General features: G+C 72.5%; 17 protein-coding genes. 9 read left to right on the top strand and 8 right to left on the bottom strand.

Features of this window, described 5'->3' with window-relative positions; all coding sequences use genetic code 11:
* Positions 1 to 26 precede the first annotated feature (26 nt).
* Positions 27 to 1,403, bottom strand: coding sequence for an MFS transporter (locus ACWGR4_RS07330; protein WP_380001638.1), 1,377 nt, complete (start codon positions 1,401 to 1,403; stop codon positions 27 to 29).
* Between the two features lie 101 nt (positions 1,404 to 1,504).
* On the opposite strand from ACWGR4_RS07330, the gene ACWGR4_RS07325 reads away from it, so the two are divergent.
* A complete protein-coding gene (locus ACWGR4_RS07325; RefSeq protein ID WP_380001636.1) occupies positions 1,505 to 2,461 on the top strand; it encodes a helix-turn-helix transcriptional regulator in 957 nt (318 codons plus the stop codon).
* 62 nt (positions 2,462 to 2,523) lie between these two features.
* Here ACWGR4_RS07325 and ACWGR4_RS07320 read toward each other — a convergent pair whose 3' ends face one another.
* Positions 2,524 to 3,321 carry an exodeoxyribonuclease III gene (locus ACWGR4_RS07320; RefSeq protein WP_380001634.1) on the bottom strand — a complete coding sequence of 266 codons (798 nt, stop codon included), beginning with the start codon at positions 3,319 to 3,321 and terminating at the stop codon, positions 2,524 to 2,526.
* A gap of 79 nt (positions 3,322 to 3,400) precedes the next feature.
* Entirely contained in the window at positions 3,401 to 3,916 is a 516-nt protein-coding gene (locus ACWGR4_RS07315; RefSeq protein WP_452128544.1) for an NUDIX domain-containing protein, read from the bottom strand.
* 114 nt (positions 3,917 to 4,030) lie between these two features.
* Between ACWGR4_RS07315 and ACWGR4_RS07310 the strand changes: the two genes are divergently transcribed.
* The 3 genes from ACWGR4_RS07310 to ACWGR4_RS07300 all read left to right on the top strand — a co-directional run bounded on the left by ACWGR4_RS07310 (position 4,031) and on the right by ACWGR4_RS07300 (position 7,071).
* Positions 4,031 to 5,332 (top strand): VWA domain-containing protein, encoded by a 1,302-nt coding sequence (locus ACWGR4_RS07310; protein ID WP_452128545.1) that lies wholly within the window; start codon positions 4,031 to 4,033, stop codon positions 5,330 to 5,332.
* Between the two features lie 265 nt (positions 5,333 to 5,597).
* Entirely contained in the window at positions 5,598 to 5,813 is a 216-nt protein-coding gene (locus ACWGR4_RS07305; RefSeq protein WP_452134185.1) for a hypothetical protein, read from the top strand.
* A 265-nt stretch (positions 5,814 to 6,078) separates the two neighbouring features.
* Positions 6,079 to 7,071, top strand: coding sequence for an asparaginase (locus ACWGR4_RS07300; RefSeq protein ID WP_452128547.1), 993 nt, complete (start codon positions 6,079 to 6,081; stop codon positions 7,069 to 7,071).
* A gap of 39 nt (positions 7,072 to 7,110) precedes the next feature.
* Here ACWGR4_RS07300 and ACWGR4_RS07295 read toward each other — a convergent pair whose 3' ends face one another.
* A complete protein-coding gene (locus ACWGR4_RS07295) occupies positions 7,111 to 7,626 on the bottom strand; it encodes a DUF6228 family protein (protein ID WP_452128548.1) in 516 nt (171 codons plus the stop codon).
* Between the two features lie 83 nt (positions 7,627 to 7,709).
* On the bottom strand, positions 7,710 to 9,395 hold the full coding sequence (locus ACWGR4_RS07290) for an ABC-F family ATP-binding cassette domain-containing protein (protein ID WP_452128549.1): 1,686 nt from the start codon (positions 9,393 to 9,395) through the stop codon (positions 7,710 to 7,712).
* A gap of 321 nt (positions 9,396 to 9,716) precedes the next feature.
* Between ACWGR4_RS07290 and ACWGR4_RS07285 the strand changes: the two genes are divergently transcribed.
* A complete protein-coding gene (locus tag ACWGR4_RS07285; RefSeq protein WP_452128550.1) occupies positions 9,717 to 10,928 on the top strand; it encodes an LLM class flavin-dependent oxidoreductase in 1,212 nt (403 codons plus the stop codon).
* A complete protein-coding gene (locus ACWGR4_RS07280) occupies positions 10,925 to 11,758 on the top strand; it encodes an SDR family NAD(P)-dependent oxidoreductase (RefSeq protein WP_452128551.1) in 834 nt (277 codons plus the stop codon). The genes ACWGR4_RS07285 and ACWGR4_RS07280 overlap by 4 nt, the downstream gene beginning before the upstream one ends.
* Positions 11,759 to 12,223: 465 nt before the next feature.
* On the opposite strand, the gene ACWGR4_RS07275 is transcribed toward ACWGR4_RS07280, so the two are convergent.
* Both ACWGR4_RS07275 and ACWGR4_RS07270 read right to left on the bottom strand, forming a co-directional pair.
* Entirely contained in the window at positions 12,224 to 13,729 is a 1,506-nt protein-coding gene (locus tag ACWGR4_RS07275) for an MFS transporter (RefSeq protein WP_452128552.1), read from the bottom strand.
* 187 nt (positions 13,730 to 13,916) lie between these two features.
* Entirely contained in the window at positions 13,917 to 14,732 is an 816-nt protein-coding gene (locus tag ACWGR4_RS07270) for a histidine phosphatase family protein (RefSeq protein WP_452128553.1), read from the bottom strand.
* Between the two features lie 211 nt (positions 14,733 to 14,943).
* On the opposite strand from ACWGR4_RS07270, the gene ACWGR4_RS07265 reads away from it, so the two are divergent.
* The 3 genes from ACWGR4_RS07265 to ACWGR4_RS07255 all read left to right on the top strand — a co-directional run bounded on the left by ACWGR4_RS07265 (position 14,944) and on the right by ACWGR4_RS07255 (position 17,265).
* Positions 14,944 to 15,822, top strand: coding sequence for an ATP-grasp domain-containing protein (locus ACWGR4_RS07265; RefSeq protein WP_452128554.1), 879 nt, complete (start codon positions 14,944 to 14,946; stop codon positions 15,820 to 15,822).
* Between the two features lie 169 nt (positions 15,823 to 15,991).
* Positions 15,992 to 16,366, top strand: coding sequence for a hypothetical protein (locus ACWGR4_RS07260; protein ID WP_452128555.1), 375 nt, complete (start codon positions 15,992 to 15,994; stop codon positions 16,364 to 16,366).
* An 83-nt stretch (positions 16,367 to 16,449) separates the two neighbouring features.
* Positions 16,450 to 17,265: a hypothetical protein gene (locus ACWGR4_RS07255; protein WP_452128556.1), complete on the top strand. Its 816-nt coding sequence runs from the start codon at positions 16,450 to 16,452 to the stop codon at positions 17,263 to 17,265.
* A gap of 102 nt (positions 17,266 to 17,367) precedes the next feature.
* On the opposite strand, the gene ACWGR4_RS07250 is transcribed toward ACWGR4_RS07255, so the two are convergent.
* On the bottom strand, positions 17,368 to 17,946 hold the full coding sequence (locus ACWGR4_RS07250) for a dihydrofolate reductase family protein (RefSeq protein ID WP_380001602.1): 579 nt from the start codon (positions 17,944 to 17,946) through the stop codon (positions 17,368 to 17,370).
* Positions 17,947 to 18,035 lie beyond the last annotated feature (89 nt).

Genomic DNA, 18,035 nt, shown 5'->3' with positions numbered 1-18,035 from the left:
GGGGGCACCCCCGCGGCCCCCGAACCTCACCGACGCAGTCGCGCCGCCGGCACGGTGGTGACCAACACCGTCGCCGCGATCCACAACGCCGTCACCTCGCCCGCGTGGTGGAAGTCGCCGCCGACCGACAGGTACAGGGTGCCGAACACGGCCACCCCGAGCACCTGGCCGAGCTGGATCATCGTCACCATCAGGCCGGACGCGTCCGACGCCTGCGGCAGCGGCACCCGGCGCAGCGCCAGCGTCATCACCGGGCTGTACGCCACGCCAAGACCGAAACTGCCCGCCGCCATCGTGGCGAGCAGCACCGGCAGCGGTTGCCCGGTGCGGAACGTCCACGCGTTGGCCGCGAAGCCGAGCGCGCCGATCGGCATCCCGATCATCGGCAACCGCGGATGCCACGCGGCGGGCAACACCTGCCAACGCAGCGACACCGTCGCGAACACCAGCGAGGCCGGGATGAAGGTCAGCCCCGCCTCCAGCGCCGAGTAGCCCAGGCCGCCCTGGACGTACAGCGCGGTGGAGAACATCAACCCGCCGAACGCCGTCATCGCGAGCAGCAGCGTCACCGCCCCCGGCAGCACCCCGGGCACTCGCAACAACGACGCCGGAATCAGCGGATGCGACGCGCGCCGTTCGACGAAGCCGAACAGCACGAACAACACGACGCACCCGGCCAGGCTCACCCACCCCCAGGTCGGCCAGTCCAACTCGTGCCCCATCACCAGCGGGACGACCAGGGCCAGCAGGGCGGGGGCGAGCAGGGCCAGACCGGGCAGGTCCAGGCCGCGCGCCGAGGGGATCCCGCCGTCGGGCAGCACCCGCCGCGCGAGCACGTACAGCACGATCCCGACCGGGATGTTGATCAGGAACACCGGCCGCCAGGACAGCCCGAACAGGTCGGCGCTGACCAGGAGTCCGCCGAGCACCTGCCCGGCGACCATGCCGCCGGCGATGGTCGCGGCGTAGCGCCCCATCGCCCGGGCCCGGTCGGCCCCGGCGTAGGTCGCCTGGATCAGATTGAGCACTTGGGGCACCATCAGCGCGGCGCCGCCGCCCTGGACGGCGCGGGCCGCGATCAGCGACGTGTCGTCCCAGGCGAGCCCGCACGCCAGCGACGCGGCGGTGAAGACGACCAGGCCGACGCCGAAGACCCGGCGGAAACCGTGCCGCCCGCCGAGCCGGGAGCCGGTGACGATGAGCATCGCGTAGACGATGGTGTAGCCGGAGACGACCAGTTGCAGACCCGCGCCGCTGGTGTCCAGATCGGTACGGATGGTGGGGCCGGCGACGTTGACGACCGACGTGTCGAGCAGGGCCATGAACTGTGCGGTGAGCAACGCCGTCAGCAGGAGCGGATGGGCGCGCCGCGCCGTGGCCGGCGCGGCAGTTGTCGTGGTCATGCAAGGAGCGTGCGGGGGCGGCGATCCTGTTGCCGAGAGCCTGTCGATCCTGGTACCGAGAGCACCTGGCAGCCCGGCGGGAGAGCGGCGAGGATGGCCGCATGAGCACCAACACCGCCAGCCGGCGCACCGAGTTGGGCGCGTTCCTGCGCAGTCGGCGCGAGCGCCGCACCCCGGAGGAGGTCGGCCTGCCCCCGGGCCTGCGCCGACGCACGCCGGGGCTGCGCCGCGAGGAGGTGGCGCTGCTCGCCGGGGTGGGGGTGACCTGGTACACCTGGCTCGAACAGGGTCGGCCGATCAACGCGAGCATCCAGGTGCTGGACGCGGTCGCGCGCACCCTGGGTCTGGACCCGGCCGAACGCACCCACCTGTACCGCCTCGCGCAGGTGCCCTGGGAGGTCGCGCCGCCGCCGGGGGCGACGCTGCCGGCGGAGATCCAGGAGATCCTGGACACGCTGGTCCCGCATCCGGCGGCGGTGTACAACGCCCGCTACGACGTGTTGGCCTGGAACGGCGCGTACTCCAGGTTGTTTCCGAGCATGGCCGACATGCCGATCGAGGAACGCAACGCGATCTGGGCCACGTTCACGTCGCGGGAGACGTGCAATCCGTTCATCGACCGGGCCTTCGAGGAACCGCGCATGGTCGCCGAGTTGCAGACCGCGTTCGCCCGGCACGTCGGTGAGCCGGAGTGGGAGTCGTTCGTCAGCCGACTGACCGACGCCAGCCCGGAGTTCGCCCGACTGTGGGCTCGCCGCGAGGTCAATTCGGGCAGTCGGCACATCAAGCGGCTCCTGCATGTCGCGGTGGGCCGGCTGGATCTCTCGGCCACCCGGTTGCAGCTGAACGTCCCGGAGACCCGGATGATGGTCTACACCCCGGCCGACGACACGACCCGTGCCCGGCTGGCCGAGTTGATGGCGATGCCGGTCACCCCGTGGTGCTGCGACGAATGCCATACGAAGGCCATGCGGCGGCGCCGCGAAACGCTCCACGACACGCCGAACGCACCCGGCACGGACCCCGACCCGATCCCGGAGCCGGCACGGATGTCGTAGGGGCCGGCCCGCGCGGACGTCGACGGGCAGGCCCACGCGAATGCCGCGCGGACCCGCCCCGCTCAGATGTCGTACGCCACCGTCACCGGCGCGTGATCGGACCAGCGCGCGTCGTAGCTGTCCGCCCGCTCGGTCACCGCCGTGAGCGCCACGTCGGCCAGTTCCGGGGTCGCGACGTGGTAGTCGATCCGCCACCCGGCGTCGGTGTCGAACGCCTTGCCCCGGTACGACCACCACGAGTACGGCCCGGGGCCCTCGGGGTGGATCCGGCGGACCACGTCGTGCCAGTCGGCCGCGCCGAACAGGTCGGTGAGCCAGGCCCGCTCCTCGGGCAGGAACCCGGACTTCTTGACGTTGCCCTTCCAGTTCTTGATGTCGTGCTCGGTGTGCGCGATGTTCCAGTCCCCGCACACCAGCGACTCGCGCCCGCCGATCGCGGCCGTCGCGCGCATCACCTTCAGGTGCGCGAGCAGGTCGGCCATGAACCGGTTCTTCTCCTCCTGCTTGGGCGTATCCGCCTCGCCGGTGGGCAGGTACAGGCTGGCCACGGTCACCTTGGGCAGGTCGACCTCGATCCACCGCCCGGACGCGTCGAACTCGGCCGACCCGAAGCCGATCCGGACCGCGCTCGGCCGGATCCGGCTGTACACCGCGACGCCGGCCCGGCCCTTGGCGGTGGCGGGCGCGTAGTAGGCGTACCAGCCCTCGGGGTCGCGGACCTCGTCGCTGAGCTGGTCGGGCGTGGCCCGTACCTCCTGGAGGCACACCACATCGGCCTCGGTGGCACCCAGCCACTCGGTGAAGCCCTTGCCGGCCGCGGCCCGCAGCCCGTTCACGTTGGCGGTGGAGACGGTGATCATCGGTGCAGATTAGCCCGTTTCGGCCCGGGGGTGCGGCGGGGGGTGGGCCCGGCCCGACCGTCCGACGCATCGGTCCCGGTCAGCCGAACAACGTCGCGTGCAGCGGCAGCCAGGCGGCGCCGGGACAGCGGGCGGCGACCTCGGCCGGCCCGACCCACTCGGCCGCCCCGCACTCCGAGCCCGGCTCCGGGCGGGTGGGCGCGCCCGGGTCCGGCAGCCGCACGGCGTGGAAGGCCTGGAACGCCCGGGCCGGATACCGATAGCCGGCCGGCGGCGGATCCGACAGGGTGATCCGCTGGCCGCCGAGCAACGTCAACCGGCCCGCGTCCACGCGCAGCCCCGTCTCCTCGGCCAGCTCCCGCGCGGCCGCCAGGGCCGGCGTCTCGCCCGGATCCAGGTGCCCACCCGGCACCTCCCAGCCACGTCCCGGCCGGTCCACCCGGGTGAGCAACGTACGCCCCAGCGCGTCCACGGCGAACACGAAGCCGGTGGTCACGGTGTAGCCGGCGGGCACCTCGTCGCAGCGCATCAGCTCCATGCGATGCGCGACGGGGATCCAGTCCACGGTGAGCGATGCCAACACGATCGACGCCATGGGTCCATCCTGGCGGACCGGCTCCCGGCCGGTGCCGGCGGCATCGTTCCGGTCCGCCCGTACCGAACTCGCCCGAACCGCACCGCAGCTCGGGCGCTGTGGCACGGTGAGGGGATGACGAAGCTCGCCAAGGGCGCGAACGCCCCGCTGTCGACCGGGAATCTGCACGCCACCCTCAGCTGGCAACCGGGTCCGGGCGTGCCGGACGTCGACGTGTCGGCACTCCTGCTGAACGGCGAACGCCGGGTGGGCGGCGACGCGGACATGGTCTTCTACAACCAGCCGGGCCACCCCTCGGGCGCGGTCGGCCACCGGGGCAAACGGCCCGGCTCCGACACCGTGGCCCTCGACCTGGACCGGGCGCCCGACGACCTGGCGGCGGTGATCCTGGCGGCCTCGGCGGACGGCGGCGCGTTCGGTCGGGTGCCGGGACTGCGGCTGGAATTGACCGACGCGGCCACCGGCGCCTCGGTGGTCTCGTTCGACATCGACGACGCCACGACGGAGACGGCGTTCGTGTTCGGCGAGGTGTACCGGCGGGCCGGCGGGTGGCGGTTTCGCGCGGTCGGGCAGGGTTACGACTCCGGACTGGCGGGCCTGGCCACGGACTTCGGAATCAGCGTGGCAGCGGAGGAGTCCGCGCCTTCGGCACCCGTGGTCGACCTCAAGAAGCAGCGGCTGATCTCGATGGAGAAGCGGCTCGCCCGCGACGGCCACGACACGCTGCTCTCGCTGACCAAGAAGGCCGCGATCGGCCTGGAGAAGCACGGTCTGGCCGAGCACACCGCGCGCGTCGCGCTGGTCTTGGACATGTCCATCTCGATGGACGAGATGTACGAGAGCGGTCGGGTACAGGCGCTGGCCGAGCGGGTGTTGTCGCTGGCGCTGCGCTTCGACGACGACGGCGAGGTGGACGTGTTCCCGTTCGCGGCCTTCGCCCGGCGCTTCGGCGGCATGGACCTGGACAACTATCGGGGGCGGGTGGCGACCGTGTACGCCGAGGCCGACGTGGGCCCGTGGACCGACTACGGCGAGGCGATGCGCGCGGTGCGGGAGTACTACTTCGGCTCCGGCGACCCACGATCGACGCCGCTGCCCGCGACCGCGCCGCCCGAGCCGCCGGTGTTCGTGATGTTCGTGACGGACGGCGCGACGAGCGAGGAGGACGCGGCCCGCGAGCACATCCGCTCCTCCGGCTACGAGCCGGTGTTCTGGCAGTTCATGGCCATCGGCGAACCGGACGAGTTCGAGTTCCTGGCCGAACTGGACGACCTGTCCGGCCGCTTCCTCGACAACACGGCCTATTTCACGGTCGCCGACCTGAACAGCCTGAGCGACGACGAACTCTTCGAGCGACTCGTGGGCCAGTACCCGCAATGGCTCGCCGCGGCGCGGAACCGGGGCCTTATCCGCTGACCGCGGCCGAGGAACTCGTCCACCTCGCGTATGCCCAGGTCAGGGCGTCGTCGCGGGTTCCTCGACGGACCCGCCTTAGAGGACCTCGGGGGACCTTAGACCGCCTTAGACCGCCTTGGGTCGGCTTAGGCCGGCTCGGATCGGCTTAGGTATCCGGGGGGCGACGGATCCCCGGATAGATGCGGCATCCGCCTCATGCCCCGACCCCCACTGGGGCGCGAAGCTGTTACCACGAGCCGGGGAGACCGGGTCGAAGTAGCAGAAGGTGGACACAGTGATCGAGTACGAGCTTTACAAGAACCGTCAGCAGGAGCTTCTCACCGTCGCCCGTCGGGACCGGATGGTCGTGGCGGCCCTGCGCAGCCGGCGCGCCGCCGCCAAGGCCCGTCGGGCCGAGCAGGTGCAGCAGGAGGCGGTACAGAGCGCCGCGGCGATCGAGTCGCTGCGCATGCGTCGGAACCTGCAACTGCTCACCCGGTGACGGCGGCGATGACCCCCGACCCGCAGGCCGGCCCGACCGCACGATGTCGAATCCGGCCCGAGGAGCGGCACCGTCGCACGACGGCACCGAAGAGCAACCGGCGACCCCGAGTGGACATACGTCCCTCGGGGTCGTTTCACGTGTGCCCTCGATCGCCGAGACCTCCGCCGGCACCGGTCCCGGGTCGGGCGGGTCGGGCGGGTCCTCGGATCGGGCGGATACCGTGTCCGGGTCCATCGCAGTGATCCACGGGAAGGTCCGACCGATGCACGTCGCGCTGTTCACACTCGGGGGCACGATCGCCATGGCGGGCACCGACGGATCCGCCGCCGGCCCGGTGGTGAACCGGCTCACCGGCGCCGACCTGACCGCCGCCGTCCCCGGCCTGACCGAGTCGGGCGTGCGGCTGCGCGTACAGGACGTGCGGGCCGTACCCAGCGCCGACCTGACCTTCGCCCGGATCCTCGACGTGGTCGCCGCCGGATCGCGCGCGGTCGCCGAGGGCGCGGCGGGCGTCGTGGTCACCCAGGGCACCGACACCCTGGAGGAGACCGCCTACCTGGTCGACCTCGTGTGGCCGCACCCGGAACCGTTCGTCCTCACCGGGGCGATGCGCAACCCGACCCTGGCGGGCCCCGACGGGCCGGCCAACCTGCTCGCCGCCGTGCGGGTCGCGGCGGCCGAACCGGCGCGCGGGCTCGGCGCGTTGGTGGTCCTGGGCGACGAGATCCACGCCGCGCGCCGGGTCCGCAAGACGCACAGCACCAGCACGAGCGCGTTCGCCTCGCCCGACACCGGGCCGCTGGGCCGGGTGATCGAGGAGCGGGTCCGGATCCTGACCGCTCCCCCGCGACACACCCCGCTGCCGACGCCCTCGGCCGATGCGCTGGCCGCGGCCCGCGTGGCGCTGTACCCGGCCACGTTCGACGACGACGGCGCGCTGCTCGCGGGCCTTCCGGGCGGCCATCGGGGGCTGGTGGTGGCCGGATTCGGCGTCGGCCACGTCTCGTCGGCGCTCGCCCCGACGTTGGGTGCGCTCGCCGAACACATCCCGGTCGTGCTGACCTCGCGCACGGGGGCCGGACCCGTGCTGCGCCACACCTACGGCGCGATCGGTTCGGAAACCGACCTGCAACGCCGCGGCCTGCTCAACGGCGGCCTGCTCGACCCGTACAAGGCCCGCGTACTGCTGCGCCTGCTCCTCGCATCCGGCGCGGACCACGCGGCGATCACGGCGGCCTTCGCCGAACACGGGTGAGTGCGGGCGGGCGGCTTGTGTCGGCCGAGCGTGGCGCCGTCACCCTCCCGCGCCGGCGAGGAAGTGCCTGACATCGGCCGCCAGCACCGACAACTGCTCCCCCGCCGCCAACACCGTCGTCGCCGCGGCCGTCCACCGGCCGTCGGCGCTACGCCACGGCCGCAATTCCCAGGTGAGTTCGACCCGGCCCCCCGACCGGAACACCGCCCTAACGGTCAGATCCCGATCGTCCGTACGCCAGGTCCGCTCACCGTCCCACCCGCCGAAGTCCCGGGCGAGGTCCGTCAGAAACCCGTCGATCTCGGTCGCCTCACCACTCCAGCCCACCACCCGCTCCAGGCGCGCGGCCAGCCCGGGCCCGCACAACTCGACCGTGTAGTTCACCAGTCGCGACGCCGGGGAGTGCGCGACGGCAACCTCGTCGTCCGGACTGAACGCGTCCCGAAGACATATCCGGGTATCCCGGTCCTCGGCACACCGAACAACCACGTCACGCGCAGCGCTCGACTCGTCCGGCTCGTTGGCTTCATTCGCCGCGTCGAAGTGAGGATGCATCCGCCGAACCGTAGGGCAGACCACCCACCCCCGTCATTCCGGTTCCCCCGAACCCCCACCCGGGACTCGGCTTACCCGGCGGGTCAGGTTCGGGCGCGTTCCACGCGGCCCTCGTCCCATACCGGGCCGTCGGTTTCGCGGACGTGGCCGTCCTGGCCGAAGACCATGAAGCGGTCGAACGACGAGGCGAACCAGCGGTCGTGGGTGACGGCCAGGACCGTGCCGTCGAAGGCCTCCAGGGCGTCCTGGAGGGCCTCGGCCGAGACCAGGTCCAGGTTGTCCGTCGGCTCGTCGAGCAGCAGCAGGTTGGCGCCGGAGAGTTCGAGCAACAGCACCTGGAATCGGGCCTGTTGGCCGCCGGACAGGGTGTCGAACGGCTGCTCCGCGCCATAGGCCAGCTCGTACCGGTCGAGCACCCTGGCCGCACCCTCCCGGCCCAGGCCGCTGCGGTGTTCGTCGCCCCGGCCGAGGATGTCGACCAGGGTCTTGCCCGCGAACTCCGGATGGTCGTGCGTCTGCGCGAACCACCCGGGCCGCACCCGCGCGCCGAGCCGGGCCCGACCCGTGTGCGCGACCGGCGCGATCACCGCGTCGCCGACCGGTTCGTGTTCGGCCTCCGGGTCCGTGCCGCCGGCCGCGAGGAGTCGCAGGAAGTGCGACTTGCCCGAGCCGTTCGAGCCGAGCACCGCCACCCGGTCGCCATACCAGATCTCCGTGTCGAACGGCTTCATCAGACCGCTCAGTTCCAGCGCTTCCGCGACCACCGCACGCTTGCCGGTGCGCGATCCGCGCAACCGCATCTTCACGTCCTGCTCGCGCGGGATGTTCTGCGGCGGGCCGATCTCCTCGAACTTGCGCAGTCGGGTCCGGGCCGCCTGCAACCGCGAGGCCAGGCCGTCGTTGTACGCGGCCTTGGTCTTGTACATCAGGACCAACGCCTTGAGCTTGGCGTGTTCTTCGTCCCACCGACGGCCCAACTCCTCGAAGCGCTCGAATCGCGCGCGCCGGGCCTCGTGGTAGGTGGCGAACGAACCCCCGTGAATCCAGACCGTGTTGCCCGCCGCGCCGAGTTCGATCGTGACGATGCGGTCGGCCGCGCGGGCGAGCAGTTCGCGGTCGTGCGATACCAGCAGGACCGACTTCTGGCTCTCCCGCAGCGACTGCTCCAGCCAGCGCTTGCCGGGTACGTCGAGGTAGTTGTCCGGCTCGTCGAGGATCAGTACCTGGTCCGGCCCGCGCAGCAGCGCCTCCAGGGCCAGCCGCTTCTGCTCGCCGCCGGACAGCGTGCGCACCTCGCGCCACTTGGCGATGTCGTAGGTCGTGCCGAGCGCCGCCTGGCAACACTGGTCCCACGCCGGCTCGATGTCGTAGCCGCCGGCGTCCCCGAACTCGGCCAGCGCGCCGGCGTAGCGCATCTGGTGCTTCTCGTCGTCGTGCTCCATCAGCGCGAGTTCGGCGTCGTCGACGGCGCGCATCGCGTCGCGGATCCGCGGCGGGGCCAGCGAGACCAGCAGGTCGCGCACGGTGGACGCGTCCCGGATCCGGCCGACGAACTGCGGCATGATGCCGAGCCCGCCCGTGCGGGCCACCGCGCCGCCGTCCGGTTTCAGCTCGCCCGTGATGATCCGCAGCAGCGTGGTCTTGCCCGCGCCGTTCGCGCCGATCAGCGCCACGGTGCTGCCGTCGCCGACCCGGAAGCTCACGTCATCGAGCAGCACACGTCCATCCGGCAAGGTGAATGAGATGGCGTTGACATCGATGTAGCCCATGGCGTGCGCGCGTCCTTCGTCCTGCGGTCGGGGTGGAGCGGTCGGGGGTGAGCGGTCGGAGTGGATCCGAGGTGACATCCCTTACTACCGGCTCGGCGCCGGACGGGCCAATACATTTCGGGCTCCGTCACCACCGTGGCGCCTCGAGGCGGCGCTCCGTACCCGATCGAGCGACCGACCGGCCCGCCGGCCGGCGCCCGACTCGGGACACCCTTTTCGCATAGTGCGCCTATTGCTTCGCGCATCGCGTCATGGAACGTTGACGGCCGATCGGTTTCCGGCCGATCGTCCGCTCCCACCCCGTCCAGTCAAGGAGTCGCAGTGGCGCACACGGAAGCGCAGCAGATCGCTCGGCAGGTGGCCCTCGGCGAGCGCGATCCGCTGAAGTTCGGGGTGTTCCTGGCCCCGTTCCATCAGGCGGGACGCAATCCGACCCTGCTGCTCGAACAGGATCTGGCCCTGGTCGAACATCTGGACCGGCTCGGCTACGCCGAGGCGTGGATCGGCGAGCACCACTCGGGCGGCTGGGAGATCGTCGCCTCCCCCGAACTGTTCATCGCGAGCGCCGCGGCCCGAACCCGACACATCCGCCTCGGCACCGGCGTGGTCTCGCTGCCGTACCACCACCCGCTGCACGTCGCGGACCGCATGGTCCTGCTCGACCACCTCACCCGCGGCCGGGTCATGCTCGGCGTCGGTCCAGGCCAACTCGCCTCCGACGCGCACATGCTCGGCATCGACACCGCGCGCCAGCGGGCCATGATGGAGGAATCCCTGGAGGCGATCGTGGCCCTGCTCGCGGGCCGCGAGCCGGTGACCCGGGAGCGCGACTGGTTCACTCTGCGCGACGCCCGGCTGCAACTGCGGCCGTACACCCACCCGTCGTTCGAAATCGCCGTCGCCGCGACCTTCTCCCCCGCCGGACCGCGCACCGCCGGCCGATTCGGCGCGGGCATGCTGTCGATCGCCGCGAGCCAGGAGGGCGGCTTCGACGCGCTCGGCTCGCACTGGGGCATCGCGAACGAGGTGGCCGCGCGCCACGGACGGACCATGGACCGGTCGGCGTGGCGGCTGATGGGCATGATGCACATCGCCGAGACCGAGGAGCAGGCGCGCCGCGAGGTCGCGTACGGCCTCGAAGGCATCCAGAACTACCAGGCCAAGGTGCTGCCGGTCCCGCTCGACGCGGACACCCCACTCGCGCAGCGCATCGATCGGGGCAACGCGACCGGTTCGTTCATCTGCGGCACGCCGGAGATGGCGATTCGGCAGATCGAGCGGTTGTGGCAGAAGTCCGGCGGTTTCGGCACCTACCTGTTCATGGGCGCAGACTTCGCCGACCCGGCGGCGACCAGGCGGTCGTACGAACTGATCGCGCGCGAGGTGATCCCGTACTTCACCGGCGCGGCACACGGCCCGATCGCGTCGCAGGACTGGCAGGTCGGCCTGTCCGAGACCTGGCGGGACCAGACGGCGCAGGCGGTCGGCGGGGCCGTGAAGGACTACGAGAGCACGAAGGGGGCCTCGACGTGAGCGGGCGCACGAACGGAGCCGGGCCGGCCGGAGGAGGTCGGATCGAGGGCAGGGTCGCGCTGGTGACCGGCGCCGCGGCGGGCATCGGGCGGGCCGTCGCGCGCCGGTTCGTGGCCGAGGGGGCCGTGGTGCTGGCCGGGGACGTGGACGCGGACGGACTGGCCGCGCTCGCCGAGGAGTTGGGCCCGGAGCGCTGCCGCACCCGGTTGTGCGACGTGACGGTCGAGGACGACGTGGCCGCGCTGGTACGGGCCGCCGTGGACGACTTCGGCGGCCTGGACATCGCGGTGGCCAACGCGGGCGGCGGCACCGCGGCCGAACTGGCCGACCACGACTACGCGGCCTGGCGCCGGGTCGTCGACCTGTGTCTGAACGGCGCGTTCCTGACCGTCAAACACGCCGGCCGCGCGATGCGGGACCGGCCCGGCGGGGGCGGCTCGATCGTCACCATGGCCTCGCTCAACGCGGTCCAGCCCGGCCGGGGCATGGCCGCGTACTGCGCGGCCAAGGCCGGCGTGGTCGCGCTGACCGAGGTGGCGGCGCTGGAGTTGGGGCCGGCGGGCATCCGGGTGAACGCGGTGGCGCCGGGCCTGATCCGCACGCAGGCCACCGCGGGCATGTGGCATGTCCCGGGCGTGGTCGAGGAGTACGTGGCCAACGCGCCGCTGGGCCGCTTCGCCGAACCGGAGGAGGTGGCCGCCGTGGTCCTGTTCCTGGCCTCCGACGAGGCGGGCTTCGTCTCGGGCAGCACGTACGGGGTGGACGGCGGCGCCCGGACCCGCCGCTACCCGGACCTGATCGCGGCACTGGAGCGGCTGCCGGGGACGTGAGTCGGGGTGGGGGCGGGCCGGGGGCCGGCAAAGGCCGAGCGAGCGCCGACCGGGAGCCGATCGAGGACCTGCCCGGGGCCGTTGCGACCGGCGCGCACCCTCCCCACCGCATCCGTGATCAAGCGGCTGATCAGGGATGAAACGGATCCCGGGGGTTCCCGTTCCGGTTGCTGACGCAGCGTCAAGTTTCTGTTCGGTAATGGCGCTATCGCCTTCGAATGGTCGCCCGCGCGATCGGTTGGCAGCCTGGTCCGGCCGGGTTCGACCTCTTCGATCCGAAGCGGTTTTCCGGCCTCGAACCCGGGCAACCAAAGGGCACCGAACGGGAGCGGGAGGGGACCTGACACCCCCGATGCGCGACGGCGCACCCCCCACCCCGTGGGTATGAAGGGCGCCGACGGCCGGGTCCACTCCCCCGTACCCGGCCGTCGGCCGCCGGCTCTCGACGAAACGCCCCGCGCGGCGTCAGGGCCCCGGCGATTCGGCCCGCGTGGTGGTCGGCACGCGGCCGGTCACCGGCACCGTCCGGGAGTACGCCGCACCGCGCCGACGATGCAGGGCGGCGAGCGCGGCGACCCCCAGACCGAACAGCACCAGGACTCCCACGCTCCCGCGGAAGGCGATCTCCCAGCGGGAGTCCGCCCGTTCGTCGCCGAGCAGGGCGAAGAAGACCGAGGTCGCGAGCGCACCGCCGAGCACGCCGCCCATCTCCTGCGCCGTACCGATCACCCCGGACGCGGCGGCCACCCGCCCCGGACCGACCCCCACGAGCACCGCCGAGGTCAACGGAGCCAACACCAGACCCATCCCGGCGCCGGCGACCAGCAACCCCATCGGCAACACCGCGACCGTCCCCGTCGCCGACGCGCACCCGGCGACCCCGATCCCCGCCGCCAGCAACAGCGCCCCGGCGGTCGGCAGCCGATCCCCGAAGCGGCCGTACCACCGCCCGGTCCCGGCCGCCGCGCCCAAAAAGCCGACGTTGATCGACGCGGCCACCGCACCGGACGCCAACGGCCCGTATCCACACCCGAGTTGCAGGTAAAGCGGCAGGATCGTGGACAACCCTGCCGAGGTCCCGAACAACAACCCGAGCGCGGCCACCCCCACCGGAAAACCCCGCTCCCGAAACACCGTCGGGTCCACCAACGGCCGCCGCCCGACCCGCACCCGCCCACGCTGCTGCCGCACCAAAACCGCCGTCGCCCCGATCGCCGCCACGATCCACGGCAGTTGCCGCGACACCGACCCCCCGTCGGCGCCGCCCCGCAACAACGCCCAGGCCGCGCAGCCCAGTCCCACCGCGATCAGCAACGCGCCCACGGGATCGAGCGCCCCTCGACTCCGGACGGCCGGCCCCGGCGCCGGAACCGTACGCGGCGTCAGCACCAGCGCCGCCACCCCGAGCGGCAGATTGACCAGGAAGCAGGCCCGCCACCCGAGTCCGACCGGATCGGCGGCGATCAGCAGCCCGCCCACCACCTGACCGCTCACCCCCGCCAGCCCGACCGTCGCCCCATATCGCCCGAACGCCCGCGCCCGTTCGGCGCCCGTCGGATACAACGCCCCGATCAGCACCAGCACCTGAGGCGCCATCAGCGCCGCCGCCCCGCCCTGCGCGATCCGGCAGCCGACCAGGCCCGCCGCGTCCGCGGCCAGCCCGCAACCCGCCGAGGCGGCCGTAAAAAGGGCCACGCCGACCAAAAACACCCGCCGCTGACCGTAGAGTTCGCCCAGTCGCGCGGCGGTGATCAGCCCGGCGGCATAGGCCAGCCCGTAGCCGGCGACGACCATCCGCAGCGCGCTGGCCCCCGCGTCGAGGTCACGTTCGATCGCGGGCAGCGCCGCGTTGACGACGAAGAAGTCGAGCGTGGTGACGAGTACCGCGCTCAGCAGCACCGGCAGCGCCCACCGCGAACGCCCCGGCGCAGGCGGATGAGGGTTCCCCGGGCCGGGGACGACGGTCGACACGAGAAAGCTCCACTTTCGACGTGCACACACGGCACGGGTGGCACCGGCTGCACGGGCGGTAGGACGACGGCGATTCCGCGACGGAACCGCGCACCCCGATGCAACCGCTCGGCGCGACCCGGTGCCGGCGCATATCGGCCATCACGTTGCCCGCCCGAGCCGGCCCGACCTCGCCGCCCGACCGCCCTCAGTGCACGTCGATCCCCCGGAGATGCCGCATGTCGTTGTAGCGGATCCCCCGCAGCCGCCCGTCCCGGACCCGCCAGCGGGAAATGGACGCGTTGCCCACCGGGTCGGTCCGTACCAACCGGTCGACGTCGGTCTCGGTCAGCCCCTCCAGGACGTAACGGAGCATCAGGACGGTCGAGTCGTGCCCCACGATCAGCACACGCGCGCCCGGCGCCTCGTGCCGGAGATCGGCCAGCAGCGTACGCAACCGCAGCGCGACATCGGCCAACGATTCGCCGCCGGGCGGACGGTAGTAGAGGTCGCCGACCCGCCGCCGCCGCTCGGCCTCGTCCGGGTGAAGCCGTTCGATGGCGGCGGCCGTACGCAGCTCCAGCACGCCCATCTCCCGGTCGCGCAACCGCTCGTCGCGGCGGGGCGGGGGCAACAGCAGGCCCACTCGGGCGGCTTCGCGGGCGATGATCCGCATCGTCGAGCGGGCCCGGCGATACGGCGAGACCAGGACCACGTCCGGGGTCTCCCCCCTGAGTGCGAGCCGCCGCCCGACCGCGCCGGCCTGGTCCTCGCCCCGCGCGCTGAGCGCGATGTCGGCGTCGCGCCCGACCAGCGACGGGTCGAACTCGCCGTCCCCATCCGGCTCCTCCGCCTCCCACCCGCCGGCCGGATCCGCCGCGACGCCGGCGGACCGGGCGGCGGCGGAGCGAGCGGCGGAGCGGGCCGCCGCCGCGGCGAAAGCGGCGTTCGCCGTGCTTTCGCCGTGACGTACGGCGACGATCTCGGCCGGCCCGAAGGGCGCGGTGTCCGATGAACCGACCACGGTGCCCCCAAAGCCTTGTCCCTCTCATCGTTCTCACCCCCGGGGCGGCCCCGAAACGCGCCGGCCCGTCGAACGACCACACCGCGGCGCCGATCACCGCCCACGACGCCCGCGCCCGATCCGGCCCGAGCACACGCCCGGCCGAGTCATCCCACGAGACACCGCCCGACTTGTGTGATCATCGATCAGGGTGTCCGGTTAATCTGACGCCATGATCGAACCCCGCGTCGCCCTCGTCACCTGCGCCGAGCTGCCCGACCTCGACCCGGACGACCGTCTGCTCATCGCCCCGCTGGCCGCGCACGGCATCCGCGCCGAGGGCGCCGTGTGGAGCGACCCGACGGTGGACTGGGACGCGTACGACCTCGTGGTGCTGCGCTCGGTGTGGGACTACCCGTCGCACCACAAAGCGTTCGTGAAGTGGGTCGCGAGCGTGCCGCGCCTGGCCAACCCGGCGGCGGTCGTGGCCTGGAACACCGACAAGACCTACCTGCGCGACCTCACCCGGGCCGGCCTGCCCGTGGTCGAGACGATGTGGCTGGAGCCCGACTCGACCGTCACGCTGCCCACCTCCGGGGTACACGTGGTCAAGCCGGCGATAAGCGCCGGGTCGCGCGACACCGAGCGCTACGACCTGGCCTCCCCGGAGGAACGCGCGCTCGCCGCCGGGCACGCCACCGCCCTGCTCGCCGACGGCCGCACCGTCATGGTCCAGCCGTACCTGGAGGCCGTCGACACCGTCGGTGAGACCGCGCTCGTCTACTTCGACGGCGTCTTCAGCCACGCCATCCGCAAGGGCCCCATCCTCGACGGCCGCGGCGGCGAGTTGATCGACGGCCTGTACAAGGCCGAGACGATCGAGCCGCGCGAGCCCTCCGCCGCCGAACTCGCGGTCGGGGCCCGGGTCCTGACCGAGATCCCGATCTCCCCCCTGCTCTATGCGCGCGTCGACCTGGTCCCCGCCGCCGACGGCACGCCGACCCTGCTGGAACTGGAACTGACCGAGCCGTCCCTGTTCCTGTCCCACGCCGAAGGCGCTCCCGACCGCCTGGCCGCCGCGATCGTGGCCGCCCTGCACACATACGCATAACCGCGCACCGCCCGCGCGTACCCGCGGTCGGCGCGTACCCCGGGCCCGGCCACGCCGGTCGGGCCCGCCGAAAATCCGTCGCCGCCCGCGCCCGACCTGCGTAGCGTCGGGACCGGCGGTCGAGGTCACCGCCCGAACCCGACGCACGCGGCGACGGAAAGGCGACGTGATGGATCGGCAGACGCCGCAGGAGCGCAAACGCCTGAGCTACCTGAGGGACCGGCGCAACAGTTACGGCGAGAACGACAAGAGCAGTCGGCGCAACATCCGCCGCAACAAGGCGGCGGTCCGCAGCGCCAACCGCCGCCACGAGCACCTGGTGCTCGCCGCCCTGGCCGGTGCGCGCGACGCCGGCGGGGCCGAGGCCGTCGCGGATCGCCTGTACGTGAAGCGGCCGAAGCGGTGGCGCAAGGCACCGGACCAACCGCTCGCCGAGGCGGTCGAGTACGTCCTCGAACGCCGCGTCCGGCTCGGCATCGACGACGACGGCCGAGCCCGTCACCGGATCCACCGCATCCACCGCCGCCTCGACCGCCCGAGCTGACCGGACCCGACCGCACAGCCGCGCCGACCGTCCCCGGCCTGTCGCAACCGGTACGCCCGCGTCGATCGAGGGACGATGGGGCCATGAAGGGCGACATTTCCCTCGAATGGGACAGTGACCCGGGTGCCGACCTCCGGGCCGCGACCGAGGTGTACGCCGCCGCCGGACTCCCGGCGCCGACGGCGCCCGCCGACGTCACCACCTCCGCCGATGCCGGCGATCCCGGCGACCGCATCGGCACGGTCCGCGCCCGCCGTGGCGGGCGGCTGCTCGGCTGGTTGAGCCTGTACGGGAACGGCGAGGCGGGTGTCACCGCCCAGGGTGAGCGCGCCGACCGGCTCGCCCGTCGGCTGGTCCACGGCTCCTATGGCGCGGATCCCGGCGCCACCTCCGAGGAGCGGGCCGCCTTCGTATCGATGTACCGCCGAGCCGCCCGGCGGGCCCGCGCCGGCGGCGCCTCGATGCTGCACTGGAGCGGTACCGACACCGGTCCGGAAGGCGACGCCGCCCGCGCCACCGGCGAGATCGCCCGGATCTGGACCGTGGACCCGCGCGGCTGGTGGGCCCCGGGCGGCCTGCCCGCGATCCGCGCCCGTACCCTCCCGCCGCCGCTCGTGGGGCTGATCGGGGAGGGCGCCGAACTCACCGTCGACGTCGCCGACGACCTGGCGTACCTCAACGCCGGCGAGGCGATCACCGCCCCCGGCGTCGCCCCCGACATCCTCGGCGCACTGGTGGCCGCGCTGGTGGACCTGCTGCGCCGGGAGCGGCCCGACGTCCGCGAGTTGGCCGTGTTCGAGTTCGACGGCGACACCGAGGGCGCCGTCCGCCTGGCCCTGCCCTTCGCCGGCCTGCGCATCGCACACCGCGTGGTGGACTTCGAACTCCCGCTCACCTAGAGGCCGTCCGGACGAACCGCCGACCCGACGACCACCGGGACGCGGGATCGGCCGGGGTGAACCACCCGGCGATCGCACCGCGCTCCGCCGACGCCTTCGCCCTCACGTGCGACTGTACGTCGCCACCGACGTCCCCCCGGCAAGCACCGTCCCACCCGTGTGGGTGAACGCGTGTGCCCCGAACACGCCCGACATCATGGGTATCCCGCTGCCGATCAGGACCGGATAGGTCTTGATCACCAACTCGTCGATCTCGTCGATCAGGCTGCCTGCCAGGCGCCCCCCACCGGCCAGCCAGATGCCCTTGCCGGTCGGTTCGGCCTTCAACTCGCGCACCTTGGCGACCGGGTCGCCGGCGATCAGGGTCACCGCGGGGTCGAGGGTCTCGGTGATCGTCTCGGTGACCACATAGGTCCGGAGATGGCCGTACGGATTGGGAAGCCCCTCCCGAATACCGGGCTCGTAGGTGCCCCGACCCATCACGACCGTGTCGAAGTGCCGGAACTCCGTGTCCGGAGCGACCCCCACGTGCGGGGCGAGGTGTGTCGGCAACGTCTCCGGATACTCGGCGACCAGGTGTGCCACCACATCCTCCCCGACCGGGAAGAAGTCGTAGCCGCCGTCCTTGTCGGCGATGAAGCCGTCGATGGTGGTGGCGATGAAGTAGGTGAGCTTTCGCATGCGGTCTCTTTCCGTGGCGCGTTCCGAACCGGACGACGGCTCAGCAAGATGACTACAGTTATAGTACTTCAGCTGTAGTGGTGCAAGCG

Source organism: Embleya sp. NPDC055664 (assembly GCF_053618075.1).
The sequence above is the reverse complement of the archived record's forward strand: the minus strand, read 5'-3'. Positions and strand labels throughout refer to the sequence as shown.

Bases quoted from the DNA above. Each gene is read 5' to 3' on its own strand.
- ACWGR4_RS07330 (WP_380001638.1), bottom strand. From the start codon at position 1,403: ATGACCACGACAACTGCCGCGCCGGCCACGGCGCGGCGCGCCCATCCG.
- ACWGR4_RS07325 (WP_380001636.1), top strand. From the start codon at position 1,505: ATGAGCACCAACACCGCCAGCCGGCGCACCGAGTTGGGCGCGTTCCTG.
- ACWGR4_RS07320 (WP_380001634.1), bottom strand. From the start codon at position 3,321: ATGATCACCGTCTCCACCGCCAACGTGAACGGGCTGCGGGCCGCGGCC.
- ACWGR4_RS07315 (WP_452128544.1), bottom strand. From the start codon at position 3,916: ATGGCGTCGATCGTGTTGGCATCGCTCACCGTGGACTGGATCCCCGTC.
- ACWGR4_RS07310 (WP_452128545.1), top strand. From the start codon at position 4,031: ATGACGAAGCTCGCCAAGGGCGCGAACGCCCCGCTGTCGACCGGGAAT.
- ACWGR4_RS07300 (WP_452128547.1), top strand. From the start codon at position 6,079: ATGCACGTCGCGCTGTTCACACTCGGGGGCACGATCGCCATGGCGGGC.
- ACWGR4_RS07295 (WP_452128548.1), bottom strand. From the start codon at position 7,626: ATGCATCCTCACTTCGACGCGGCGAATGAAGCCAACGAGCCGGACGAG.
- ACWGR4_RS07290 (WP_452128549.1), bottom strand. From the start codon at position 9,395: ATGGGCTACATCGATGTCAACGCCATCTCATTCACCTTGCCGGATGGA.
- ACWGR4_RS07265 (WP_452128554.1), top strand. From the start codon at position 14,944: ATGATCGAACCCCGCGTCGCCCTCGTCACCTGCGCCGAGCTGCCCGAC.
- ACWGR4_RS07260 (WP_452128555.1), top strand. From the start codon at position 15,992: ATGGATCGGCAGACGCCGCAGGAGCGCAAACGCCTGAGCTACCTGAGG.
- ACWGR4_RS07255 (WP_452128556.1), top strand. From the start codon at position 16,450: ATGAAGGGCGACATTTCCCTCGAATGGGACAGTGACCCGGGTGCCGAC.
- ACWGR4_RS07250 (WP_380001602.1), bottom strand. From the start codon at position 17,946: ATGCGAAAGCTCACCTACTTCATCGCCACCACCATCGACGGCTTCATC.